The sequence below is a fragment of the Streptomyces wedmorensis genome (genome assembly GCF_000716445.1).
GTDB lineage: Bacteria > Actinomycetota > Actinomycetes > Streptomycetales > Streptomycetaceae > Streptomyces > Streptomyces wedmorensis.
Genome location: NZ_JNWK01000052.1, coordinates 1 through 22,722, shown reverse-complemented (window position 1 = coordinate 22,722; position 22,722 = coordinate 1). Strand labels below are relative to the sequence as shown.

The following is a 22,722-nucleotide window of genomic DNA, read 5'->3' as shown; positions in this document are numbered from 1 at the left end:
GGGCCGCCGGGCGGTCGAGGGTCTGGTAGGAAACCTTCCTATCCGCTAGCATCCCCGGCGGCGGCTTGGCGCGGCGCCCGATCCAGCGGCGTGACGCGCTCAGCGAGAGCTCTGACCCGGCCGCCGAGCACCACCCCACCGCGTGGCGCCCGAATCGCCACCGGCCGGTCGCCCGCGTCCGCTTCCCCGCGGCGCGGGCGCCCGGCCCGCGCGGCCGGATCGTGGTGCGCCGCACCGGTGTCCAGCTCTCGCCACCCCCTCAGGCCAGGGAGCCCAGGTATGCGCCTGTACGCCTCCGCCCCACCCCATCGCTCCACCACCCGCCTCCCGCTCGTCCTCGCGGCCGTCCTGCTGCTCGTCGGCGGGCTCGTGCTCGCCCTCCCGGACCGGGCCGGAGCGGCCGCCGACTCCCTGATATCCCAGGGACGGCCCGCCACCTCCTCCTCCGTCGAGGACTCCACCTTCGGCCCCGAGAAGGCCTTCGACGGGATCGCCACCACCCGCTGGGCCAGCACCGAAGGCGTCGATCCGCAGTGGATCAAGGTCGACCTCGGCCCCTCGTCCACCGTCTCCCGCGTCAAGCTCGTCTGGGAGGTCGCCTACGCCAAGACCTACCGCGTCGAGATCTCCGCCGACGGCACCACCTGGACCCGTCTCGCCACCGAGACCGCAGGGAACGGCGGCACCGACGACTGGACCGGCCTCACCGGAACCGGCCGCTACCTCCGCGTCTACGGGACCGCCCGCGGCACCTCGTACGGCTACTCGCTCTACACGGTGGAGGTCTACGGCACCACCTCCACCACACCCCCGCCCGGCGGCGCCTTCACCGTCGTCGCGGCCGGCGACATCGCCGCCCAGTGCACGGCCTCCAGCAGCTCCTGCGCCCACCCCAAGACCGCCGCACTGGCCCAGCGGATCGCGCCCTCCTTCTACCTGACGATGGGCGACAACCAGTACGACGACGCCCTGCTCTCCGACTTCCGCGCCTACTACGACAAGACCTGGGGCGCCTTCAAGGCGAAGACCCGGCCCGTCCCCGGCAACCACGAGACCTACGACCCGGCCGGCCCGCTCGCCGGCTACAAGTCCTACTTCGGCGCGATCGCCTACCCGCAGGGCAAGCCCTACTACAGCTACGACCAGGGCAACTGGCACTTCGTCGCCCTCGACTCCAACTCCTTCGACGACGCCGCGCAGATCCAGTGGCTCAAGGACGACCTCGCGCGGAACACCAAGGGCTGCGTCGCCGCCTACTTCCACCACCCGCTGTACTCCTCCGGCGGTCACGGCAACGACCCGGTCTCCAAGCCCGTCTGGCAGATCCTGTACGGCGCCAAGGCCGACCTCGTCCTCAACGGACACGACCACCACTACGAGCGCTTCGCCCCGCAGGACCCGAGCGGGCGAGCCACCGCCGACGGCATCGTCGAGATCGTCGGCGGCATGGGCGGCGCCGAGCCCTACGACATCGAGACGGTCCAGCCCAACAGCCAGAAGCGGATCAGCGGTCCGTACGGCGTCCTGAAGCTGGACCTCACCGACACCACCTACACCTGGCAGTACGTCGGCACCGACGACCAGGTCAAGGACTCCGGCCCGACCTACACCTGCCACTGATGTACCTCGCGACCACCGGTCGCCGCGACGCGCCGCCCACCCCCTCGGGGGTCCGGCGGCGCGTCCCCGGCACCGTCCTCGCCCTCGGCGCGGTCAGCCTGGTCACCGACGTCTCCTCGGAGATGGTGACCGCCGTCCTGCCGCTGTACCTGGTCCTCGGACTCGGCCTCTCCCCCCTCCAGTTCGGCCTGCTCGACGGCCTGTCCACCGGCGCCACCGCGCTCGTACGGCTCCTCGGCGGGGCCACCGCCGACCGCGGCGGCCGCCACAAGCAGGTCGCCGGGCTCGGCTACGCCCTCTCCGCCTGCTCCCGGCTCGGCCTCCTCCTCGCGGGCGGCGCGACCGGATGGATCGCCACCGCGCTCGCCGCCGACCGGCTCGGCAAGGGGGTGCGCACCGCCCCGCGCGACGCGCTGATCACCCTGCACAGCCCGCCGGATGACCTGGGCCGTGCCTTCGGCACCCACAGGGCCATGGACACCACGGGCGCGCTCCTCGGCCCCCTCGCCGCGTTCGCCCTCCTGTCGGCGACGGCCGAGGCGTACGAGGCCGTCTTCGCCGTCAGCTTCTGCGTCGGCGCGTTCGGCGTCCTGCTGTGGCTGCTCCTCGTCCCCGGCCGGCGGAGCGCACCGCCCCGGCACGAGCCGCTCGACACGGCGGGCGCGCCCACCGCTCCCGCCCCGCCCCCCGCGCGCGGCGGACTCCTCGCCGCGCCACGCTCGCCCGCGTACCGGCGGATCGTGCTCTGCGCCGCCCTCCTCGGGTCCGCCACCGTCGGCGACTCCTTCCTCTACCTGCTGCTCCAGCGCCGGCTCGACCTGGACGCGACCTGGTTCCCGTTCCTGCCGCTCGGCGCGGCCGCCGTCTACCTGCTGCTCGCCGTCCCGGCCGGACGTCTCGCCGACCGCACGGGGCGCCGCCGACCACTCCTGTACGGTCACGGCGCGCTGCTCCTGGCGTACGGCCTGCTCCTGGCCCCGCTGCCCGGCGGCGCGGTCCTCGTCGGCGTCCTCGGGCTGCTCGGGGTCTTCTACGCCGCCACCGACGGCGTCCTGATGGCCCTGGCCGGACCGTTCCTCGCCGAGGGGCGGCAGGCCGGCGGCCTGGCGCTCGTCCAGACCGCCCAGGCGCTCGCCCGGCTCGGGGCCGCCGTCGCCTTCGGGGCCGTCTGGACGGCGAGCGGCCCCGAGACCGCCCTCGTGGCCGCGCTCGTCGCCCTCGCGGCCGCCCTGTGCTGCGCCGCCCGCCTCCTGCCCAAGGCCCCGCAGGCTCCCACGGACTCCACGGCCCTCCGAGAGGACTGACCCCATGAACGCCCCGACCGGTGCCCGCCTCTCCGCACGCGCGCGCGTGGGCATCCTCGTCCTCGCCCTCCTGCTGCTCGGCGGAGGCGCCACGGCCTACACCCTCCGGGCGGCCTCCGGGCAGCAGGCCGCCGCCGGCACCGCCGACGCCGGCTTCACCCTCGACGGCGGCACGGCGCTCTACGTCCGGGACACCGCGAGCGGGCGCGTCGCGCGCGTGGACCCGTCCGCGCCCGGCGGGCGGGTCGTCGGCGGCCCCTCCTGCGACCGCTTCCACGCGGCGGGGCCCACCGCCCTCTGCCTCCAGCGACGGCCGGGCGTACCGGCCCGCTCGTACGCCCTCGTACTCGACCGGAACCTGCGCGAGCTGCGCCGCATCGCGCTGCCGGGCATCCCCAGCCGGGCCAGGGTGTCCGCGTCGGGACAGATGCTCTCCTGGACGATGTTCGCGACCGGCGACTCCTACGCGCGCTCGTCGTTCTCCACCCGCACCTCGATCCTCGACCTGCGCACCGGCTACCTGGTGAAGAACATCGAGCAGATCCCGCTCACCCTCGGCGGACGCCGCCACCACGCCCCGGACGTCAACTACTGGGGCGTCACGTTCGCCGCCGACGACAACCGCTTCTACGCCACCGTGTCCACCGGCGGCCGCACGCACCTCGTCGAGGGGGACATGCGGTCCTGGTCGGCGCGGGCCCTGCGGGAGAACACCGAGTGCCCGTCGCTGTCCCCGGACGGCACCCGGATCGCCTTCAAGAAACGGGTCTCGGACGGCCCGCGCGAGCCGTGGCGGCTGTACGTGTACGACCTGCGCTCCGGCCGCGAGCACCCCGTCGCCGAGCGGCGCGGCATCGACGACCAGGCCCTGTGGACGGACGGGCGGACCCTCGCGTACGGCTACGGGGGAGCGGTCTGGTCGGTTCCGGCCGACGGCTCGGGCGCCCCGCGCCGGCTGGTGAGCGGCGCCTCGTCGCCAGCGGCCCCGCGCTGACCGGCCGGGCCGTGCCGTACGCGGCCCGATTCGTCGGCCGGGCCGTGCCGTACGCGGCCCGGTTCCGTCGCCCGGGCCGTACGGAGCCGGTCTCAGGCCTTCCGGAGCACACTCCGCGCGGCGAGCGCGGCCATCGGGAGGAGCAGGCAGGCGGCGATCGCGTTCAGCGGGCCGTAGCCCGCCTGCGAGACGATCAGGCCCGCCGCGAGACCGCCGAGGCCGGCGGCGGTGTTCATGACGGTGTCGGAGAGCCCCTGGACCGCTGCCCGCGCCTCCTGCGGCACCGAGTCCGTGAGCAGCGCCGAGCCGGACACGAGCCCCGCCGACCAGCCGAGGCCGAGGATGAAGAGGCCCACGGCGGTCTGGGCGTGACTCGCTCCCGAGGTGCCCGCGACGAGCGCCGCGGTGCCGAGGAGCCCGACGGCGAGTCCGATGACCGACAGCCGGCCGAGCCGGTCGGACAGCCAGCCCATCACGGGCGAGAAGGCGTACATGCCGGCGATGTGCCCGCTGATGACCATGCCGATCAGCTGGATGTCCGCGCCGTGGTGGGTGAGCGCCACCGGTGTCATCGACATGATCGACACCATCGCGGTGTGCGAGGCGGCGACGGTGACCAGGGCGAGCCGGGCCATCGGCGACTCCCGTACCGCCCGCATGCCGGCGCGCAGCGAGCGTCCCTCCGCGGCCTTGCCGGCGTCGGAGCCGGTCAGGGCGCGGGCGGTGAGGAGCGGGTCGGGGCGCAGCAGCAGGGCCACCAGGACCGCCGCGACGACGAAGACTCCGGCGGCCCAGACGAAGGGGCCCGCCGTGGCCGGGATGCCCAGGCCGGTGACGCTCCGCCCGGCCGGCGCGGCGATGTTCGGGCCGAGCACCGCCCCGATCGTCGTCGCCCACACCACCGTGGAGATGGCCCGCGCCCTGCGGTCCGGTTCGGCCAGGTCGGCGGCGGCGAAGCGGGCCGCGAGGTTCGCCGAGGACCCGGCGCCGAAGCCGACGAAACCGACGAGCAGCAGGGGGAAGCTGTCGGCGACGGCTCCGAGCACCGCGACCCCGGCACCGACGGCTCCGATGAGGTACGCGAGGACGAGCCCGGCCCGGCGCCCGCGCGCGGCCATCAGGGAGGCCAGCGGCATGGCGAGCAGGGCGGGTCCGGCCACGCTCGCCGTCGACGCCAGGCCGGACAGTGCCTCGGAGCCGCTGACGTCCCTGGCGAGGACGGCGGCGAGCGCGATGCCGGTGGCGATGCCGAGGCCGCCGAGGATCTGGGTGCCGATCAGCACCGCCTGGATGCGCCGGCGCAGGGCCGGCAGCTCGGCGTCGGTGACGGATATGTGCTCGGGCAGGGTGGCGTCAGGGGCACCGGAGGTCTGGGTCACTGACGTGAGTGTGCCAGCCATCTCATCTGATGGGAACGCCCGCCGGACGTCCGGGAGATGCCCCCGCTCAGAAGAGCGGCGCGGGCAGGACGCCTTCCAGGGCCAGCAGCCGCCGCTTGGTCTCCAGGCCGCCGCCGAAGCCGCCGAGCCCTCCGTCGCTCTCCACCACGCGGTGGCACGGCACCACCAGGGGCAGCGGGTTGGAGCCCATCGCCACCCCGACCGCCTGCGCGGCACGGGGCTGCCCCACGCGCCTCGCCAGCTCCCCGTAACCGACGACCGTCCCGTACGGAACGCCGGTCGCCAGCTCGCGCAGCACCTGCCGGTTGAACCCGGTCGTCAGGCTCCAGTCGAGGGGCAGGACGATGTCGCCGCGCTCGCCCGCGAAGTAGCGGTCGAGCCGGCGTATCGGCTCGGCGAGCAGGCCCGAGGCGCACTCCACCGGCTGCGCGCCGAGCTGCCCGGCCAGCCGGTCGAGCATCCGCTCCCGCCGCGCCGCGTCGGCGTGGAACTCGACCCGCACCAGACCCCGCCCGGTCGCGGCGAGGAACAGCGGCCCGATGTCGCTCTCCACGACCGTCCACTCCACCGGGACGGGCGCCCCGGGGGAGGTCCTGCCCGCCGGCCCCGCTTCGATGTCCATGCCGCCCACCGTACGGCCCGGCACCGACAGCCGCCGCCTTCAAGATCAGGGCCCGGCATCGACAGCCCGCGTATCCAAGATCACGGACCGGTCTCGCTCCGGTCTCACCACCGGCAATTCCCCGGTCACGTGGTCGCCGGAGTCCCGGCGCGCCATAATCTCGCCCCGGTAGTACTACCCAGCGGTACCGACTGTTTTCGGACGACGTGGCACCAGGGGTGGAGGACACACGCTCATGCAGGGCACGGTCGACGGATTCAGCTACGGGCTCGTCACGCCGGTGGCCGCCTTTCTCATGGCGTGCCTCGGCGGCGCCCTCGGGCTGAGGTGCACCACCAGATCGCTCCGCCACCGCGACAGCTTCAAGGCGGGCTGGCTCGCCCTCGGCGCCACCTCGATCGGCACCGGCATCTGGACGATGCACTTCATCGCCATGATGGGCTTCTCGGTCCAGCAGGCACCCGTCAGCTACGACCGTCCCATCACCTTCGCCAGCCTGGGCGTCGCCGTCGTCATGGTCGGCGTCGGCATCTTCATCGTCGGCTACCGCGGGGCGACCGCCCTGACCCTGGTCACCGGCGGCACCATCACCGGCCTCGGCGTCGCCACCATGCACTACCTCGGCATGGCCGGCATGCGCCTCCAGGGCCGCGTCGAGTACGACACCCTCACCGTCGCCCTCTCCGTGGTCATCGCCGTCGTGGCCGCCACCGCGGCCCTCTGGGCGGCCGTCTCCGTACATGGGTTTCTGGCCAGCCTCGGTGCGAGCCTGGTGATGGGCGTCGCCGTGAGTGGTATGCACTACACCGCCATGTCCGCCGTCAGCGTCCACCTGCACGGCACCGAGGCCCACACCGGCACCGGCGACACCGCCACCTCGCTCCTCCTGCCCATGCTGATCGGCCCCGCGGTCTTCCTGATCCTCGCCGCCGTCGTCGTCATGTTCGACCCGCTGCTCGTGATGGGCGACCCGGACTGGCAGCGCCCCGACGCCCGCGGCGTCCACCGCCCCGGAGTGCCCGCCCCGCGCCACGTGCCGTCCTACGGCGAGCCCGCCAACTGGACGGCGCGCCCCTCCGGACGCGCCGCCCGTCGCAGCGTCCCCCGGGGCGGCCATCGCTCCCAGGACTGGTGACGGGACACCCGCCGGCCGGGCGGTGAGCCGATCACCGCCCGACTGTCAGTGCCGGGTCGTACGGTGGTTCCATGCGGCCCGTTTCCAAGATCGAACGTTCGGTGGCGCCCTTCGAGGTCGTCAGCTCCTACCAGCCCAGCGGCGACCAGCCCGCGGCCATCGCCGACCTCGAGCGGCGCATCCGCGCGGGCGAGAAGGACGTCGTGCTCCTCGGCGCGACCGGCACCGGCAAGTCGGCGACCACCGCCTGGATGATCGAGAAACTCCAGCGCCCCACCCTCGTGATGGCGCCGAACAAGACGCTGGCCGCCCAGCTGGCGAACGAGTTCCGCGAGCTCCTGCCGAACAACGCGGTGGAGTACTTCGTCTCGTACTACGACTACTACCAGCCCGAGGCGTACGTCCCGCAGTCGGACACGTACATCGAGAAGGACTCCTCCATCAACGAGGAGGTGGAGCGGCTGCGCCACTCCGCGACGAACTCCCTGCTCACCCGCAGGGACGTCATCGTGGTCGCCTCCGTCTCCTGCATCTACGGCCTCGGCACGCCCCAGGAGTACGTCGACCGGATGGTCCCCCTCAAGGTCGGCGAGGAGGTCGACCGGGACCAGCTGCTCCGCCGCTTCGTCGACATCCAGTACACCCGCAACGACCTGGCGTTCACCCGCGGCACCTTCCGCGTCCGCGGCGACACCATCGAGATCTTCCCGGTGTACGAGGAGCTCGCCGTCCGCATCGAGATGTTCGGCGACGAGATCGAGGCCCTCTCCACCCTCCACCCGCTCACCGGCGAGGTCATCAGCGAGGACCGCGAGCTGTACGTCTTCCCCGCCAGCCACTACGTCGCCGGCCCCGAGCGCATGGAGCGCGCGGTCAACGACATCGAGCGCGAGCTGGAGGTCCGCCTCGCCCAGCTCGACAAGCAGGGCAAGCACCTGGAGTCCCAGCGCCTGCGGATGCGCACCACGTACGACATCGAGATGATGCGGCAGATCGGCTCCTGCTCCGGCATCGAGAACTACTCGATGCACTTCGACGGCCGCGAGCCCGGCTCCGCGCCCAACACCCTCATCGACTACTTCCCCGAGGACTTCCTCCTCGTCATCGACGAGTCGCACGTCACCGTGCCGCAGATCGGCGCCATGTACGAGGGCGACGCCTCCCGCAAGCGGACCCTGGTCGACCACGGCTTCCGCCTGCCGTCCGCCCTCGACAACCGCCCTCTCAAGTGGGAGGAGTTCCAGGAGCGGATCGGCCAGACCGTCTACCTCTCCGCGACCCCCGGGACGTACGAACTCTCCCGCGGCGACGGCTTCGTCGAGCAGATCATCCGCCCCACCGGCCTCGTCGACCCCGAGGTCGTCGTGAAGCCCACCGAGGGGCAGATCGACGACCTGGTCCACGAGATCCGGCTGCGCACCGAGAAGGACGAGCGGGTCCTCGTCACCACCCTCACCAAGAAGATGGCCGAGGACCTCACCGACTACTTCCTCGAGCTCGGCATCCAGGTGCGCTACCTGCACAGCGACGTCGACACCCTGCGCCGCATCGAGCTGCTCCGCGAACTGCGCGCCGGCGAGTACGACGTCCTCGTCGGCATCAACCTCCTCCGGGAGGGCCTCGACCTTCCCGAGGTGTCCCTCGTCGCCATCCTCGACGCCGACAAGCAGGGCTTCCTGCGCTCCGGGACCTCCCTGATCCAGACGATCGGCCGCGCCGCCCGAAACGTGTCGGGCCAGGTCCACATGTACGCCGACCGGATCACGCCGGCGATGGAGCAGGCCATCGACGAGACCAACCGGCGCCGCGAGAAGCAGATCGCGTACAACACGGAGCACGGCATCGACCCGCAGCCGCTCCGCAAGAAGATCAACGACATCGTCGCGACCATCGCGCGCGAGGAGATCGACACCGAGGAGCTGCTGGGCAGCGGCTACCGCCAGGCGAAGGAGGGCAAGGGCGCCAAGGCACCCGTACCCTCGCTCGCCGCGCACGGCCACAAGGGTCGGGGAAAGGCGGGCTCGACGGTCGAGCTCGGCGACCGTCCGGCCACCGAACTGGCCGCGATCATCGAGGAGATGACCGACCGGATGCGGGCCGCCGCCGCCGAGCTGCAGTTCGAGGTGGCCGCCCGGCTCCGCGACGAAGTGGGAGAGCTGAAGAAGGAGTTGCGCCAGATGAAGGAGGCGGGACTCGCCTGACCGGACGCGGTCCGGTGTGTTGCAAGACCGACACAAAACCGGACCGCACCCACCGCGTGTCAGTGGCCCTGCGTAGGGTGCTCGACAACCGCACGCACCGGAACGGCGGACGCGGGGAACGCAAACGAGAGGGGCAGACGCGTGTCGGTCAACATGACCAAGGGTCAGGCCATCAGCCTGGAGAAGAGGGGCGGGGGCAGCCTCACGCAGGTGCGGATGGGCCTCGGCTGGCAGGCCGCGCCGCGCCGCGGCCTCTTCGGTTCGCGCACCCGGGAGATCGACCTGGACGCCTCGGCGGTCCTCTTCGCCGACAAGCAGCCGGTCGACGTGGTCTTCTTCCGCCACCTGGTCAGCGACGACGGCTCGGTCAAGCACACCGGTGACAACCTCGTCGGCGGCGTGGGCCAGGGCGGCGACGACGAGGCGATCCTCGTCGACCTGGAGCGGGTCCCGGTCCACATCGACCAGATCGTCTTCACGGTGAACTCCTTCACCGGCCAGACGTTCCAGGAGGTGCAGAACGCGTTCTGCCGGATCGTCGACGAGACGAACGGTCAGGAGCTCGCGCGCTACACCCTCGACGGCGGCGGCAACTACACCGCGCAGATCATGGCGAAGGTGCACCGGGTCGGCTCCGGCTGGCAGATGACCGCCCTGGGCAACCCGGCCAACGGCCGCACCTTCCAGGACCTGATGCCGGCGATCCTGCCGCACCTGTAACCGAGGCGCGGACGCACCCACAGCTCCCGGAGGCACCAGGCCGCCGGGAGCTGTCCCGCATGAACTTGTACTGGTACCAGGAAACACCGAGGGGACAGAGTCGATGACGGCCGAGCTGGTCCGGGGACAGAACCACCCCCTGCCCGACACCCGACTGGAGATCCGCGTGTCGGCCGGTCACCCCGTCGTCGCCGGAGCCACCCTCGGCGACGAGCACGGCAGGGTCCCGGGAGCGGAGTGGGTCGCGCACCCCGGCTCGCCCTCGCTCCCCGGCGTCGACGTCCCGGGGCGGTGCGCCGCCGACCTACGTCTCACCGTCGACCTGGGCGCCGTCTCCGACGCCGTCCACCGCCTCTCCGTCCTCCTGGCCCTCCCGGCGGGCACCGGTGCCGGCCGCTTCGGGGCCCTCGCCGCCCCCTTCGTCGCCGTCGCCGGCCGCGACGGCACGGACCTCGCCAGCTACACGATCACCGGACTCGACAGCGAGTCCGCCGTCGTGGCCCTGGAGCTGTACCGCCGCCAGGGCGCCTGGAAGGTCCGCGCCATGGGCCAGGGGTACGAGGGCGGTCTCGCCGCCCTGCTCGGCGACCAGGGCCTGGAGCGGCCCGCGGAGCTGGCCGCCTCGATCCTGGCGGCGGTCGCACCCGAGCCGCCCGCCGCCGAGCCGGCGCCTCCGGTCGCCGACCCGGCGGCGCGTCTCCCCGAGGTGGAGCGCGTGGGCGGGGCCACTCCGCCGACCGCGCCGGACACGGCAGCGGCCCCGCCCCTGCCTCCGACGCCCCCGGCCGTCCCCACCACGGGCACGCCCACCCCCGCCATGGGCACCGCGGGCCCCATCAGCTACGCCCATCCGCGGCGCCAGGCGGCCGCCGCCCCGGAGCCGCGGCAGGCGCCGCCGACGCCGGTCGCCGGGGACGCCTCGGGCTGGTCGATGGACGAGCGTCTGTACAACCAGGTCTGGGGGATGTTCGAGGACCTGGCCCGTACCGCCGCCGCCTACCGCAGCGCCTGCGACTTCGCGGAGTCCCGGCTCGACCGGGAGCTGGACCAGTCGCTCTCCGACTACCGCTCCCGGGTCGGCGGCGCGAACGACGCCGCGCGGGCAACCGCCCGCGCCCGGCACGACGAGCTGGTGGAACGGGCCCAGGAGGTCCTGGACCGGGACCTCGCCCAGCTCGCGGCCGAGGCCGAGGTCGTCGAACCGGCGCTGCCGCCGGCGTACGCCCGCTGGGACAGCCCCGTCTGGCACGCCTACCGCGTCCCGGCCGAGGAGCCGATGGCGATCCGCCTCGGCGACCTCCACCTCCCCGAGCGCACCGACCTGCGGATCCCGATGCTCGTCCGGCTGCCGCTGGAGCGCGGGCTGTGGGTCGACAGCGGGCGCGGGCACTCCGAGGCGGCGGGTCTGCTCGACGAGGTCGAGCTGCGGCGACTCGCCCTGGACTGCGCGGTGGCGCACGCCGCCCGGCTGCTCGCCGCGCACCCGGCGGGGGAGTTCGCCGTCCATGTCCTCGACGCCGCGGGCGCGGGCACGGCCGCGCTCGCGCCGCTCGTGGACTCGGGCGTGCTGGCCGCCCCGCCGGCCCGGGGCGCGGCCGGGGTGTCGGCGGTCCTGGAACAGCTCACCGAGCGGGTCGACCTGCTGCAGATGGCGCTGCGGGGCGGAGCCGCCGACGCGCTGCCGCCCGGCCTGGACACGGCCCGGCAGCTGCTGATCGTGCACGACTTCCCGCACGGGTTCGACGACCGTGCGGTCACCCGGCTCCGGTACCTCGCCGACGAGGGCCCGTCGGTCGGCGTCCACCTGCTGATGGTCGCGGACCGCGCGGACGCCGCCGCGTACGGCCCGCTGCTCGACCCGCTGTGGAAATCGCTGCTGCGGCTGACCCCGGTCGCCGACGACCACCTCGCCGACCCGTGGGTCGGGCACGCCTGGTCGTACGAGCCGCCGATCCTTCCGCCGGGCAGTCGGATCCTGCGGGAGGTCCTCGCGCAGGTGACGGCGGCGCGCTATGGAAAGCGGCCCTGACCTGCACTTTTGGTGGCTCTTTACCCTCCCCTTTACCTTCTCTTGGTCTTTCGGGTAGTCTTTTCCGTGCGGAGGGGAGTACTCCCCATGCGCGGCGTACCCGTCAATACGGACGGATCTCGATGATCCGATCCCGGGGCGTCGGCCCGGCGGCGATCGTGAGTCCCCGGGTGGAAGAGACCTCCGGCAGCGACGACGCTGATCAGTAGCCGTACGACGCCGGAGGCGCAGTGGACGTTTCAATGACCCTGTGGGTAGTGACCATTCTTGGTCTTGCTGCCCTGATCGGTGCCGACTTCTTCATCGGGCGCAAGCCCCATGACGTGTCGGTCAAGGAAGCCGGAATCTGGACGATCGTCTGGATCGTGCTGGCCGGACTCTTCGGCCTCGGCCTGCTGTTCTTCGGCAACAGCCAGGCGGCCGGCGAGTTCTTCGCCGGCTACATCACCGAGAAGTCGCTCAGCGTCGACAACCTCTTCGTCTTCGTCCTGATCATGGCGAAGTTCGCGGTCCCCTCCCACCTCCAGCAGCGCGTGCTGCTCGTCGGTGTGGTGATCGCCCTGGTGCTCCGCACGATCTTCATCGCCGCGGGCGCCGCGATCATCGCGAGCTTCTCCTGGGTCTTCTACATCTTCGGCGCGTTCCTGATCTACACCGCCTGGAAGCTCATCCAGGAGGCGCGTGCCGACGAGGACGAGGAGGAGTGGGAGGAGAACCGTCTCCTCAAGACGGTCGAGAAGAAGTTCGGCGTCGCCGACCGCTACCACGGCACCAAGCTCTTCATCGTCAACAACGGCAAGCGGGTGCTGACCCCGCTGATGGTCGTCATGCTCGCCATCGGCACCACCGACATCCTCTTCGCCCTCGACTCCATCCCGGCGATCTTCGGCCTCACCCAGGACCCGTACATCGTCTTCACCGCCAACGCCTTCGCCCTCATGGGTCTGCGGCAGCTGTACTTCCTGATCGGCGGCCTGCTCAAGAAGCTGGTCCACCTCAGCTACGGCCTGTCGGTGATCCTCGGCTTCATCGGCGTCAAGCTGGTGCTGCACGCCCTGCACGAGTCCGGGGTCCACGTCCCCGAGATCTCCATCCCGGTCTCGCTCGCGGTCATCGGCGGCGTCCTGGTCGTCACCACGATCACCAGCCTGATCGCCTCCAAGAAGCAGGCTGAGCGCGAGGCCGCCGAGAGCGTGGCCGACGCCGACGGCGCCGAGAAGGACAGCGTCGGCGCCTGACGCGGCACACACGGCGACGGCCGGCCCCGGGACAGCGTCCCGCGGCCGGCCGTCGCCGTGTTCCGGACGAGCGCGCCCGTCAGACGGCCGCGGCCTCCTCCGCCGCCCGCGTCCCCGCCCGCCCCGGCAGGGTCTCCGGCAGCAGGGCGAAGCAGGCCAGGCTGACCAGGGCCACCAGCGTCAGATAGGCCGCCACGCCCCAGGGCGGGCCGGAGCCGCCGTCGGAGAGCGCCGTGGCGACGATGGGCGTGAGTGCCCCGCCGAGGACGCCGGCGAGGTTGTAGCCGACGGCGGCGCCCGTACAGCGGACCCGGGGCTCGTACAGCTCCGGCAGGTACGCGGCGACCACCGCGAACATCGTGATGAAGGCGAGCAGCGAGCCCAGGAAGCCGAGGAACATCAGGAGCGGCTGCGCGGTGTGCAGCAGCGCCACCATCGGGAACATCCAGAGCGCCGAGCCCGCGCACCCCGCCAGGCACAGCGGGCGGCGGCCCCAGCGGTCGGCGAGCAGCGCCACGAACGGGGTGGCCGCTCCCTTGATCGCCACCGCCGCCATCACACAGGTCAGCATCACCGTGCTGCTCACCCCGAGCCGCTCGGTGCCGTAGGCCAGCGCCCAGGTGGAGACCGCGTAGAAGACCGCGTACCCGACCGCGAGCGCCCCGGCGGTCAGCAGTACGAGCCGCCAGTGGTCGCGCGCGACCTCGGCCAGCGGGGCGCTCGCGCGCCGCCCGGACGCGGACATCTCCTCGAACTGCGGCGTCTCCGCCAGCGAGGAGCGCAGCAGCAGCCCGGCCGCCGCGAGCACGCCGGCGGCCCAGAACGGCACCCGCCAGCCCCAGGCGCGGAAATCCGCCTCGCTCAGTCCGGCCGTGAGCGCCAGCATCACCCCGTTGGCGAGGAGGAAGCCGATCGCAGGACCGACCTGCGGGAAGCTCGACCACAGCGCCCGCCGGTGCGCCGGGGCGTGCTCGGCGGTCAGCAGGACCGCCCCGCCCCACTCGCCGCCCAGTCCCAGGCCCTGGAGGAAGCGGAGGACCAGCAGCAGTACGGGTGCGGCGATGCCGAGCGTCGCGTACGTGGGGACGCAGCCGACCGCGACCGTGGCGCAGCCCGTGAGGAGCAGCGAGGCGAAGAGGACCGGCCGGCGGCCGTACCGGTCGCCGACGTGGCCGAAGAGGACCGAACCCAGTGGCCTGGCCAGGAAGCCGGCGGCGAAGGTGCCGAAGGCCGCCAGGGTCCCGGCGAGCGGGGAGAAGGTCGGGAAGAAGAGCGGTCCCAGGACGAGGGCCGCCGCGGTCCCGTAGACGAAGAAGTCGAAGAACTCGATGGCGGTGCCGACGAGCGAGGCCGCGGCGAGCCGCCCCATCGAGGGCGCCGGGGGTGCCGGGGGATCCGGTACGGCGGGGGAGGCGGGCGGCGACGGAGGGTGACTGTGGCGCATGTCGCGCCAACTACCCCGCCGCCGTCCGGGTTACGGGGGCGTGCGGAGGCGCGCAGCTCGGCGGCCGCGCGCCGGTCGTCACCAGCCGCGCTCGCGCCACTCCGCGAGGTGCGGACGCTCGTCACCGAGCGTGGTGTCCTTGCCGTGGCCCGGGTAGATCCAGGACTCGTCCGGCAGGACCGCGAAGAGCTTGGTCTCCACGTCGTGGATCAGGCTCGTGAAGGCCTCCGGGTCCTTCCAGGTGTTGCCCACGCCGCCGGGGAAGAGGCAGTCGCCGGTGAAGACGTGGGGGTGGCCGTGCGGGTCGTCGTACACGAGGGCGATGGAGCCCGGCGTGTGCCCGACCAGCCGACGGGCGGTCAGCTCGACCCGGCCCACCCGGATCGTGTCGCCGTCCTCGACGGGCACGTCGGTCGCGACCGGGATGCCCTCCGCGTCGTACGCGCCCGCGTAGGTCCGGGCTCCGGTCGCCGCGACCACCCGGGCGAGCGCCTGCCAGTGGTCGCCGTGCCGGTGGGTGGTGACGACGGCGGTGATGCCGTCGTCACCGATCAGCGTGAGGAGCGTGTCCGCGTCGTTCGCCGCGTCGATCAGCAGCTGCTCGCCGGTCGCCCGGCAGCGCAGCAGATACGCGTTGTTGTCCATCGGGCCGACCGAGACCTTCGAGATCATCAGGTCCGTCAGCTCGTGCACGTCCGCAGGACCGCCGACCTTCACCACTCCGCTGTACGTCATGGCCTCAGACTAGCTCCGGGGGATGACGGTGGCGGCTACAGCGCCGGAAGCGCGGGCAGAGAGCCTCCCTCGACCTTCAGGGCGGAGCCGTCACGGCGGCCGGCGAGCCAGCCGAGGAGCTCGGGCGCGGGGCCGGAGACGGCCACGGGAGCTCCCTCGGCGCCCCCGCCGGTCGTCCAGATGCCGCCTTCCCGCAGTCCTCCGCCCTGAGTCCAGATGCGGCCCTCGTCGGCGCGGACGGCGGTCGACGGCACGTCCTCGTGGCCCGCGAACCGGTCCGCCAGGAAGTCGATCTCCCGCAGCACGAACTCCTCCGGCAGGTCCTCCAGCTCGTAGCCGACGCCCAGGTCGACGTGGTGCAGGGCGACCTCCACCCAGCGGCGGAAGGGGATCCGGGAGGCGCTGTCGGTGACGCCGTTGCGGAGCTCGACCGTGCGGGTCCAGTCGGCGGGCTCGGCGCCCACGGCCTGGAAGCGGTCGGCGGACTCGCGCAGGTCGGCGAGGTGGACGTCGAGGGGGCGGGCGGAGTCGCGCTCGATGTCGGCGTCGCGGGTCGCGGCGTCCGTGTACATGGGCAGGCCCTGGAGGACGTTGACCAGAGCGTCGGCGTTACGGGCGAGGTGGGCGAGGACGTGGCCGCGGGTCCAGCCGGGAAGCCGTGACGGCTCGGCCGCCGCGGCGTTGTCCCATGAGGCGACGTCGGCGATCAGCCGGTCGGTCGCTTCGCGGACGGAGGCAAGGTCGAGTTCGTGGTCGATCATGGCGCCGACCCTAGGGGGTGCCGTACCGGTCCGGCCAGGTCGGCGGGGGCTCCGCGGCCCGGAGCCGCCACTCGTTCGGGTGAAGCGGTCTCCGAGCGGCCGGAAATCGAATGTGCGTGCTATAGGCTCGACGGAAGCATCCGGCATCCTTGGTTGTTGGGTGTGTCAGGCACATCCGCTCTCTCAAGAAAGGTGCGGACCGGCGTGGCCGACCGTCTCATCGTCCGTGGCGCTCGCGAGCACAACCTCAAGAACGTCTCGCTCGACCTCCCGCGTGACTCCCTCATCGTCTTCACCGGGCTCTCGGGATCGGGCAAGTCCTCCCTCGCGTTCGACACGATCTTCGCCGAGGGGCAGCGCCGGTACGTCGAGTCGCTCTCCTCGTACGCCCGGCAGTTCCTCGGCCAGATGGACAAGCCGGACGTCGACTTCATCGAAGGTCTGTCGCCCGCCGTCTCCATCGACCAGAAGTCGACCTCGCGCAACCCGCGCTCGACGGTCGGCACCATCACCGAGGTCTACGACTACCTCCGGCTGCTCTTCGCCCGTATCGGCAAGCCGCACTGTCCCGAGTGCCGCCGCCCGATCTCGCGCCAGTCGCCGCAGGCCATCGTCGACAAGGTCCTGGAACTGCCCGAGGGCAGCCGCTTCCAGGTCCTCTCGCCGCTCGTGCGCGAGCGGAAGGGCGAGTTCGTCGACCTCTTCGCCGACCTCCAGACCAAGGGCTACAGCCGTGCCCGGGTCGACGGGCGGACGATCCAGCTCAGCGAGCCGCCGACGCTGAAGAAGCAGGAGAAGCACACGATCGAGGTGGTCGTCGACCGCCTCACCGTGAAGGACAGCGCCAAGCGCCGGCTCACCGACTCCGTGGAGACCGCGCTCGGACTCTCCGGCGGCATGGTCGTGCTCGACTTCGTCGACCTCCCCGAGGACGACCCCGAGCGCGAGCGGATGTACTCGGAGCACCTGTACTGCCCGTACGACGACCTGTCCTTCGAGGAGCTGGAGCCCCGCTCCTTCTCCTTCAACTCGCCCTTCGGCGCCTGCCCCGACTGCACCGGCATCGGCACCCGCATGGAGGTCGACCCCGAGCTGGTCGTCCCCGACGAGGACAAGTCCCTCGACGAGGGCGCCATCCACCCCTGGTCGCACGGCCACACCAAGGAGTACTTCGGCCGGCTCATCGGCGGCCTCTCGCAGGCCCTCGGCTTCCGCACGGACATCCCGTACGCGGGACTGCCGCAGCGCGCCAAGAAGGCCCTGATGCACGGCCACAAGACCCAGGTCGAGGTCCGCTACCGCAACCGGTACGGCCGCGAGCGGGCCTACACCACGCCCGCCTTCGAGGGCGCCGTCTCCTTCGTCAAGCGGCGCCACACCGAGGCCGAGAGCGACTCGAGCCGCGAGCGCTTCGAGGGCTACATGCGCGAGGTGCCCTGCCCCACCTGTGAGGGCAGCCGCCTCAAGCCGATCGTCCTCGCGGTCACGGTCATGGACCGGTCCATCGCCGAGGTCTCCGCGATGTCCATCAGCGACTGCGCCGAGTTCCTGGCCCGGCTGACGCTCAACGACCGCGACAAGAAGATCGCCGAGCGGGTCCTCAAGGAGGTCAACGAGCGGCTGCGCTTCCTCGTCGACGTCGGCCTCGACTACCTCTCGCTCAACCGGGCCGCGGGCACCCTCTCCGGCGGCGAGGCCCAGCGCATCCGGCTCGCCACCCAGATCGGCTCCGGCCTGGTCGGCGTGCTGTACGTGCTCGACGAGCCGTCCATCGGTCTCCACCAGCGCGACAACCACCGGCTCATCGAGACCCTGGTCCGGCTCCGCGACATGGGCAACACGCTCATCGTCGTCGAGCACGACGAGGACACCATCAAGGTCGCGGACTGGGTCGTCGACATCGGCCCCGGCGCCGGCGAGCACGGCGGCAAGGTCGTCCACTCCGGCTCCCTGAAGGAGCTCCTCGCCAACGAGGAGTCGATGACCGGGCAGTACCTGTCCGGCCGCAGGGCGATCGCCACCCCGGAGATCCGCCGCCCCGTGGACCCCGGACGCCGGCTGACCGTGCACGGGGCCCGCGAGAACAACCTGCGGGACATCGACGTCTCCTTCCCGCTGGGCGTCCTCACGGCCGTCACCGGAGTCTCCGGCTCCGGCAAGTCGACCCTGGTCAACGACATCCTGTACACCCACCTGGCGCGCGAGCTCAACGGCGCCAAGTCGGTGCCCGGACGGCACACGCGCGTGGACGGCGACGACCTCGTCGACAAGGTCGTGCACGTCGACCAGTCGCCGATCGGCCGCACCCCGCGGTCGAACCCCGCGACCTACACCGGCGTCTTCGACCACGTCCGCAAGCTCTTCGCCGAGACGATGGAGGCCAAGGTCAGGGGCTACCTGCCCGGCCGGTTCTCCTTCAACGTCAAGGGCGGCCGCTGCGAGAACTGCTCCGGCGACGGCACGATCAAGATCGAGATGAACTTCCTCCCGGACGTCTACGTCCCGTGCGAGGTCTGCCACGGCGACCGGTACAACCGGGAGACCCTGGAGGTCCACTACAAGGGCAAGTCCATCGCCGAGGTCCTGGACATGCCGATCGAGGAGGCCCTCGGCTTCTTCGAGGCCGTCCCCACCATCGCCCGGCACCTGCGCACGCTCACCGAGGTCGGCCTCGGGTACGTCCGCCTCGGACAGTCGGCGCCGACGCTCTCCGGCGGCGAGGCGCAGCGCGTCAAGCTCGCCTCCGAGCTCCAGAAGCGCTCGACGGGCCGCACGGTCTACGTCCTGGACGAGCCGACCACCGGTCTGCACTTCGAGGACATCTCGAAGCTGATCAAGGTCCTGTCCGGCCTGGTCGACAAGGGCAACTCGGTGATCGTCATCGAGCACAACCTCGATGTCATCAAGACCGCGGACTGGGTCGTCGACATGGGCCCCGAGGGCGGCAGCGGCGGTGGTCTGGTCATCGCCGAGGGCACGCCGGAGGAGGTCGCCTCCGTCCCGGAGAGCCACACCGGCAAGTTCCTCCGCGAGATCCTCGGCGCCGACCGGATCAGCGACGCCGGCGTCACCATCCCGGCGGCCCGCGGCACCAAGAAGGCGGCGGCCAAGAAGGCCCCCGCCAAGAAGGCCGCCCCGGCGAAGAAGACCGCCACCAAGGCCGCGGCCACCAAGGCGACGGCCACCAAGGCCACCGCCAAGAAGGCGACGCCCCGGGCCCGCAAGGCGTGACGTCCCGGCAGGGCCCCCGCCCGGGGGCCCTGCCGTACGCCGCACCGTGACGAGCGGGATCCGCGGCCAGGTCAGGGGCGGCCGTCGGGGTGGGGGAGGGCGCCGGTATCGTCGGTTCGGTCACCCCTGGGGTGTCTTGTCCCCGATCTCACCGTGGAGCGCTCATGTCCGGCCAGTCCAGCCGCCGCACCGTACTGAAGGGCGCGGCTCTCGCCGGTGCCGCCGGGCTGGGAGTCGCCGCCTGCTCCACCGAGTCCAAGCTCGGCCACGCCGAGGTCCCGACGCCGACCGCGCCGGTCCCGCTCGGCGCCCCGGACGAGGTCCCGGTCGGCGGGGCCAAGCTCTACCGCGAGCAGCGGCTGGTGGTGAGCTGCCCGGCCAAGGGCCAGTACAAGGCGTTCAGCGCCCAGTGCACCCACGCGGGCTGCGTCCTCGACAAGGTCGAGGAGAACGAGGGCAACTGCCCGTGCCACGGCAGCCGCTTCGACGTGACGACCGGCAAGGCACTCCGCGGCCCGGCCACCGTCCCCCTCCCCGAGGTCCCCATCCGCGTCGAGAACGGCACGCTGGTCGCCGGCCCCGAGGCCTGAGCCGGAGGCTCACGCCCAGTCCCAGTCGATCCCCAGGATCCCCGGGCGCACGCCCTGCTCCACGAGGTGCACCGTGCGGTGCCGGCCGCTCAGCGTCAGCTCCGCCCGGCCCCCGCGCGGCGCACCCGCCGAAGCCTGCGCGAACCTCCGGCAGCGCACCGGAAGCGCGGCCTCGTCGAAGCGGACCTGGAGCGCGTACTGCCCGCCCGCGAAGCTGAAGCCGCGCACGTACTCCCCGCTCGGACCCGCCGTACCGTCCTCGAAGCCGTACGAGAAGAGGTACGTGTCCCCGGCCCGCAGCCGCGCGTCGAAGAGCAGCTCCGCGACCAGCACGCCCGACCCGGCATGCCACCGCACCCGCCCGGCGCGGCAGTTCTCCACCGCCCGCACCGCCACCCGGGACGGGTCGCAGCCCGGATCCCCGTGGTGGATGGCGAGGTAGCGGTCGACGCCGTTCCGGTGCGCCCGCACCACGTGCTGCGACTCCCGGCCGACCAGCTCCCGCCCCGCCCCGATCCGTACCCGCTCGTGGTGCCCCACCGTGTGCAGCCCACCGTCCGTCGGCACGTCCAGCTCCGCGAGCAGCTCCTCCACCGAGCCGGACGCCTCCACCAGTGAGCGGTACGAGCGGGTCGCCGGACGCTCCCCCTCGGACCGGGCGGCCGCGTCCTCCGTCAGGAGCCGCAGCAGCGAGTTCCCCGGCAACTGGAGCACCTCCTCCAGGGCGCGGACGGCCTTCAGGGACTCCGGCCGCTGCGGGCGGCGGGCACCCTGCTGCCAGTAGCTCAGACTCGTCACCCCGACCTTGACGCCCCGGTGCGCGAGATGGTGCTGGACCCGCTGGAGCGGCAGGCCGCGCACCGCGAACGCGGTGCGCAGCGCCAGATGGAAGGGGCCGGTGTGCAGCAGCTGCGCCAGATCGGCCTCGGTGTGGCTCACGAGGACTCCTCGGTGAACATTCACGGTGGGGGTGCGGACCGTCGCGCCGCGTGGGGTGGGCGGGCAGGTGGGCCGAGGGCGTCCGTTCACACCCGGGTCACACCGTTCACAGTCCGATGTCACCCCGCATTGAAGCGTGTTGACCCGTTCCGGACAACGGAAGATGCTCCTGACCAGCGTCCGGACGCGCTCCTCCACCCCCCACATCCCCACACCCCCCGCTTGGGAGGAACGCGATGCGCAGCAGAAAACTGTCCCTCGCGGCACTCGCCGCAGCCGCCCTCTTCCTCGTCCCCACCACCCCGGCCGCCGCCGCACCCGCCGGCGAGGACGCCGCCCTCGCCTCCAAGAGGCTGAACATCACCATGCAGGCCCAGCAGAAGACCAACTGGTGCTGGGCCGCCGGCGGCAACACCATCGCCACCTGGTTCGGCCGGAACTACAGCCAGAACCAGTTCTGCAACGCCGCCTTCAACCGCCAGCAGGGCTACGACTGCCCCAACTCGCAGGCCACGCTCGGCAACGTCCAGACCGGTCTCAGCTGGGCCGGCATCAACCCCGGCTCGTACGTCGACGGCTGGCTGCGCTACTCGACCGTCCAGACCGAGATCAACGCCAACCGGCCCGTCGAGACCCGCATCCAGTGGTCCAGCGGCGGTGGCCACATGCACGTGATCTACGGCTACGACGACGCGAACAGCTGGGTCTACTGGGGCGACCCCTGGCCCTCCAGCGACCGCTACAACTGGGCCTCACACGCCTGGTACGTGAACAACAACTCGTTCTCCTGGACCCACTCGCTCTACCGGATCGGGGCGTGACCACGATGACCGCACGCGCCACGGCCACCGGCCTCCTCACCGCCGCCCTCATCACCCTCGGAACCCTCCCGGCCACCGCCGACACCCTGCCGCCCGCCCAGTCCGCCACCGACACCCTGCCGCCCGCGCCGACACCCGAGCAGGCCGCCTCCGCGCCGCGGACCCTGGACACCCTGTCCCGGTTCTTCGCCCGCGACGGCGCCCTCGCCCGCACCGCCGCCGCCCCGCACGTCGACGGCGCGTCCGTGCCGGTACGGATCCTCTCCCCGGACTTCGTCGCCGGAAAGCCGGGAGCGCCCGTCGCCCGCGTCGAGTTCCACGCCAGCCGGGCCGTGGCGTCCGACGGTCGGAAAGCCTCCCTCTGGACGGTCCGCCAACCGGCCGGCTGGCAGGTGGTCAACATCGCCACCGGCGACGACGAGATCCGCTACGCGGAACAGGGCGGACGCCTCCTCCCCGGCGGCCTCGTCTTCCGCGAGCCCCAGATCGACGCGTGGTACGTCCAGAAGGGCACGAAGGTCCTGCCCCTCGACGAGGACGCGATACGGGCCGTCGGCCGCAACGGCACGACACTCGTCGCCTACCGGGACCGGGTCGCCCGCGCCTACGCCGACAAGCTCCCCGGCTCCTCGTACGCCCACCGCGGCGCGGCCGGCGGCTACGCGCCCCAGGCTCCCGCCGCGTCCCGTCCCGCGCCCGCCACGGCGGCAGCGGCGGCCGGCGTGATCGCGGCCCTCGCCCTCGTGGCCGCCGCCGCCCATCGCCGCCGCCGCACCCACCCCTGACCCGGCCCACCCCCTGCGGACCGCGCCCCCCACCCACGGGGGCCTCGACCCGCAGGGCGGTACCCACCCCCGCGCCTGCGCCCCGCCCGTTGCGGCCCCGCCCCCGCGTTGTGGGCCTTCGCCCCGCCCGTTGTGGGCATTCGTTCCGCTGGG

At 72.5% G+C, this 22,722-nt stretch carries 18 protein-coding genes; 12 read left to right on the top strand and 6 right to left on the bottom strand.

The window, feature by feature from the left end; all coding sequences use genetic code 11:
• Positions 1 to 279 precede the first annotated feature (279 nt).
• The 3 genes from OO54_RS31750 to OO54_RS31740 are packed head-to-tail and all read left to right on the top strand — an operon-like array spanning position 280 to position 3,918.
• Positions 280 to 1,620: a discoidin domain-containing protein gene (locus OO54_RS31750; RefSeq protein WP_033209231.1), complete on the top strand. Its 1,341-nt coding sequence runs from the start codon at positions 280 to 282 to the stop codon at positions 1,618 to 1,620.
• Positions 1,620 to 2,924, top strand: a complete 1,305-nt coding sequence (locus OO54_RS31745; RefSeq protein WP_033209230.1) for an MFS transporter — start codon at positions 1,620 to 1,622, stop codon at positions 2,922 to 2,924. The genes OO54_RS31750 and OO54_RS31745 overlap by 1 nt, the downstream gene beginning before the upstream one ends.
• A 4-nt stretch (positions 2,925 to 2,928) precedes the next feature.
• Entirely contained in the window at positions 2,929 to 3,918 is a 990-nt protein-coding gene (locus tag OO54_RS31740; protein WP_033209229.1) for a TolB family protein, read from the top strand.
• Between the two features lie 92 nt (positions 3,919 to 4,010).
• On the opposite strand, the gene OO54_RS31735 is transcribed toward OO54_RS31740, so the two are convergent.
• Complete coding sequence (locus OO54_RS31735) at positions 4,011 to 5,297, bottom strand: MFS transporter (RefSeq protein WP_200146762.1); 1,287 nt, start codon at positions 5,295 to 5,297, stop codon at positions 4,011 to 4,013.
• Positions 5,298 to 5,364: 67 nt separating this feature from the next.
• Positions 5,365 to 5,940, bottom strand: a complete 576-nt coding sequence (locus OO54_RS31730; protein ID WP_051787349.1) for a methylated-DNA--[protein]-cysteine S-methyltransferase — start codon at positions 5,938 to 5,940, stop codon at positions 5,365 to 5,367.
• Between the two features lie 235 nt (positions 5,941 to 6,175).
• Between OO54_RS31730 and OO54_RS31725 the strand changes: the two genes are divergently transcribed.
• The 5 genes from OO54_RS31725 to OO54_RS31705 all read left to right on the top strand — a co-directional run bounded on the left by OO54_RS31725 (position 6,176) and on the right by OO54_RS31705 (position 13,263).
• The gene (locus tag OO54_RS31725; RefSeq protein ID WP_033209225.1) at positions 6,176 to 7,075 is read left to right on the top strand and encodes an MHYT domain-containing protein; all 900 of its coding nucleotides are present in this window, start codon (positions 6,176 to 6,178) and stop codon (positions 7,073 to 7,075) included.
• Between the two features lie 71 nt (positions 7,076 to 7,146).
• On the top strand, positions 7,147 to 9,276 hold the full coding sequence (gene uvrB, locus OO54_RS31720; protein WP_033209223.1) for an excinuclease ABC subunit UvrB: 2,130 nt from the start codon (positions 7,147 to 7,149) through the stop codon (positions 9,274 to 9,276).
• Positions 9,277 to 9,417: 141 nt separating this feature from the next.
• Positions 9,418 to 9,996: a TerD family protein gene (locus OO54_RS31715; RefSeq protein ID WP_017238666.1), complete on the top strand. Its 579-nt coding sequence runs from the start codon at positions 9,418 to 9,420 to the stop codon at positions 9,994 to 9,996.
• A gap of 103 nt (positions 9,997 to 10,099) precedes the next feature.
• On the top strand, positions 10,100 to 12,025 hold the full coding sequence (locus tag OO54_RS31710) for a TerD family protein (protein WP_033209220.1): 1,926 nt from the start codon (positions 10,100 to 10,102) through the stop codon (positions 12,023 to 12,025).
• Between the two features lie 230 nt (positions 12,026 to 12,255).
• Positions 12,256 to 13,263 carry a TerC/Alx family metal homeostasis membrane protein gene (locus OO54_RS31705; protein ID WP_078905443.1) on the top strand — a complete coding sequence of 336 codons (1,008 nt, stop codon included), beginning with the start codon at positions 12,256 to 12,258 and terminating at the stop codon, positions 13,261 to 13,263.
• Positions 13,264 to 13,342: 79 nt separating this feature from the next.
• Here the strand turns inward: OO54_RS31705 and OO54_RS31700 are convergent, their stop codons facing one another.
• The 3 genes from OO54_RS31700 to OO54_RS31690 all read right to left on the bottom strand — a co-directional run bounded on the left by OO54_RS31700 (position 13,343) and on the right by OO54_RS31690 (position 16,203).
• Positions 13,343 to 14,632 (bottom strand): MFS transporter, encoded by a 1,290-nt coding sequence (locus tag OO54_RS31700; protein WP_033209217.1) that lies wholly within the window; start codon positions 14,630 to 14,632, stop codon positions 13,343 to 13,345.
• A gap of 153 nt (positions 14,633 to 14,785) precedes the next feature.
• A complete protein-coding gene (locus tag OO54_RS31695; protein ID WP_017238663.1) occupies positions 14,786 to 15,442 on the bottom strand; it encodes an MBL fold metallo-hydrolase in 657 nt (218 codons plus the stop codon).
• A gap of 35 nt (positions 15,443 to 15,477) precedes the next feature.
• Positions 15,478 to 16,203 carry a maleylpyruvate isomerase family mycothiol-dependent enzyme gene (locus OO54_RS31690; RefSeq protein ID WP_033209216.1) on the bottom strand — a complete coding sequence of 242 codons (726 nt, stop codon included), beginning with the start codon at positions 16,201 to 16,203 and terminating at the stop codon, positions 15,478 to 15,480.
• Between the two features lie 204 nt (positions 16,204 to 16,407).
• On the opposite strand from OO54_RS31690, the gene uvrA reads away from it, so the two are divergent.
• Positions 16,408 to 19,434 (top strand): excinuclease ABC subunit UvrA, encoded by a 3,027-nt coding sequence (uvrA, locus tag OO54_RS31685; RefSeq protein WP_033209214.1) that lies wholly within the window; start codon positions 16,408 to 16,410, stop codon positions 19,432 to 19,434.
• Positions 19,435 to 19,598: 164 nt separating this feature from the next.
• A complete protein-coding gene (locus OO54_RS31680; protein ID WP_033209213.1) occupies positions 19,599 to 20,024 on the top strand; it encodes a Rieske (2Fe-2S) protein in 426 nt (141 codons plus the stop codon).
• 9 nt (positions 20,025 to 20,033) lie between these two features.
• Here the strand turns inward: OO54_RS31680 and OO54_RS31675 are convergent, their stop codons facing one another.
• A complete protein-coding gene (locus tag OO54_RS31675; protein ID WP_033209212.1) occupies positions 20,034 to 20,963 on the bottom strand; it encodes a hypothetical protein in 930 nt (309 codons plus the stop codon).
• A gap of 236 nt (positions 20,964 to 21,199) precedes the next feature.
• Here OO54_RS31675 and OO54_RS31670 point away from each other — a divergent pair, with 236 nt between their 5' ends.
• Both OO54_RS31670 and OO54_RS31665 read left to right on the top strand, forming a co-directional pair.
• Positions 21,200 to 21,784 (top strand): papain-like cysteine protease family protein, encoded by a 585-nt coding sequence (locus tag OO54_RS31670; RefSeq protein ID WP_033209211.1) that lies wholly within the window; start codon positions 21,200 to 21,202, stop codon positions 21,782 to 21,784.
• Between the two features lie 5 nt (positions 21,785 to 21,789).
• Positions 21,790 to 22,569 carry a hypothetical protein gene (locus OO54_RS31665; RefSeq protein WP_033209267.1) on the top strand — a complete coding sequence of 260 codons (780 nt, stop codon included), beginning with the start codon at positions 21,790 to 21,792 and terminating at the stop codon, positions 22,567 to 22,569.
• The last annotated feature ends 153 nt before the right edge of the window (positions 22,570 to 22,722 follow it).

Excerpts from the sequence above, each read along its gene's own strand:
- OO54_RS31750 (WP_033209231.1), top strand. The coding sequence starts at position 280 with ATGCGCCTGTACGCCTCCGCCCCACCCCATCGCTCCACCACCCGCCTC.
- OO54_RS31745 (WP_033209230.1), top strand. The coding sequence starts at position 1,620 with ATGTACCTCGCGACCACCGGTCGCCGCGACGCGCCGCCCACCCCCTCG.
- OO54_RS31740 (WP_033209229.1), top strand. The coding sequence starts at position 2,929 with ATGAACGCCCCGACCGGTGCCCGCCTCTCCGCACGCGCGCGCGTGGGC.
- OO54_RS31730 (WP_051787349.1), bottom strand. The coding sequence starts at position 5,940 with ATGGACATCGAAGCGGGGCCGGCGGGCAGGACCTCCCCCGGGGCGCCC.
- OO54_RS31725 (WP_033209225.1), top strand. The coding sequence starts at position 6,176 with ATGCAGGGCACGGTCGACGGATTCAGCTACGGGCTCGTCACGCCGGTG.
- uvrB (WP_033209223.1), top strand. The coding sequence starts at position 7,147 with ATGCGGCCCGTTTCCAAGATCGAACGTTCGGTGGCGCCCTTCGAGGTC.
- OO54_RS31710 (WP_033209220.1), top strand. The coding sequence starts at position 10,100 with ATGACGGCCGAGCTGGTCCGGGGACAGAACCACCCCCTGCCCGACACC.
- OO54_RS31700 (WP_033209217.1), bottom strand. The coding sequence starts at position 14,632 with ATGGGGCGGCTCGCCGCGGCCTCGCTCGTCGGCACCGCCATCGAGTTC.
- OO54_RS31695 (WP_017238663.1), bottom strand. The coding sequence starts at position 15,442 with ATGACGTACAGCGGAGTGGTGAAGGTCGGCGGTCCTGCGGACGTGCAC.
- OO54_RS31690 (WP_033209216.1), bottom strand. The coding sequence starts at position 16,203 with ATGATCGACCACGAACTCGACCTTGCCTCCGTCCGCGAAGCGACCGAC.
- OO54_RS31680 (WP_033209213.1), top strand. The coding sequence starts at position 19,599 with ATGTCCGGCCAGTCCAGCCGCCGCACCGTACTGAAGGGCGCGGCTCTC.
- OO54_RS31670 (WP_033209211.1), top strand. The coding sequence starts at position 21,200 with ATGCGCAGCAGAAAACTGTCCCTCGCGGCACTCGCCGCAGCCGCCCTC.
- OO54_RS31665 (WP_033209267.1), top strand. The coding sequence starts at position 21,790 with ATGACCGCACGCGCCACGGCCACCGGCCTCCTCACCGCCGCCCTCATC.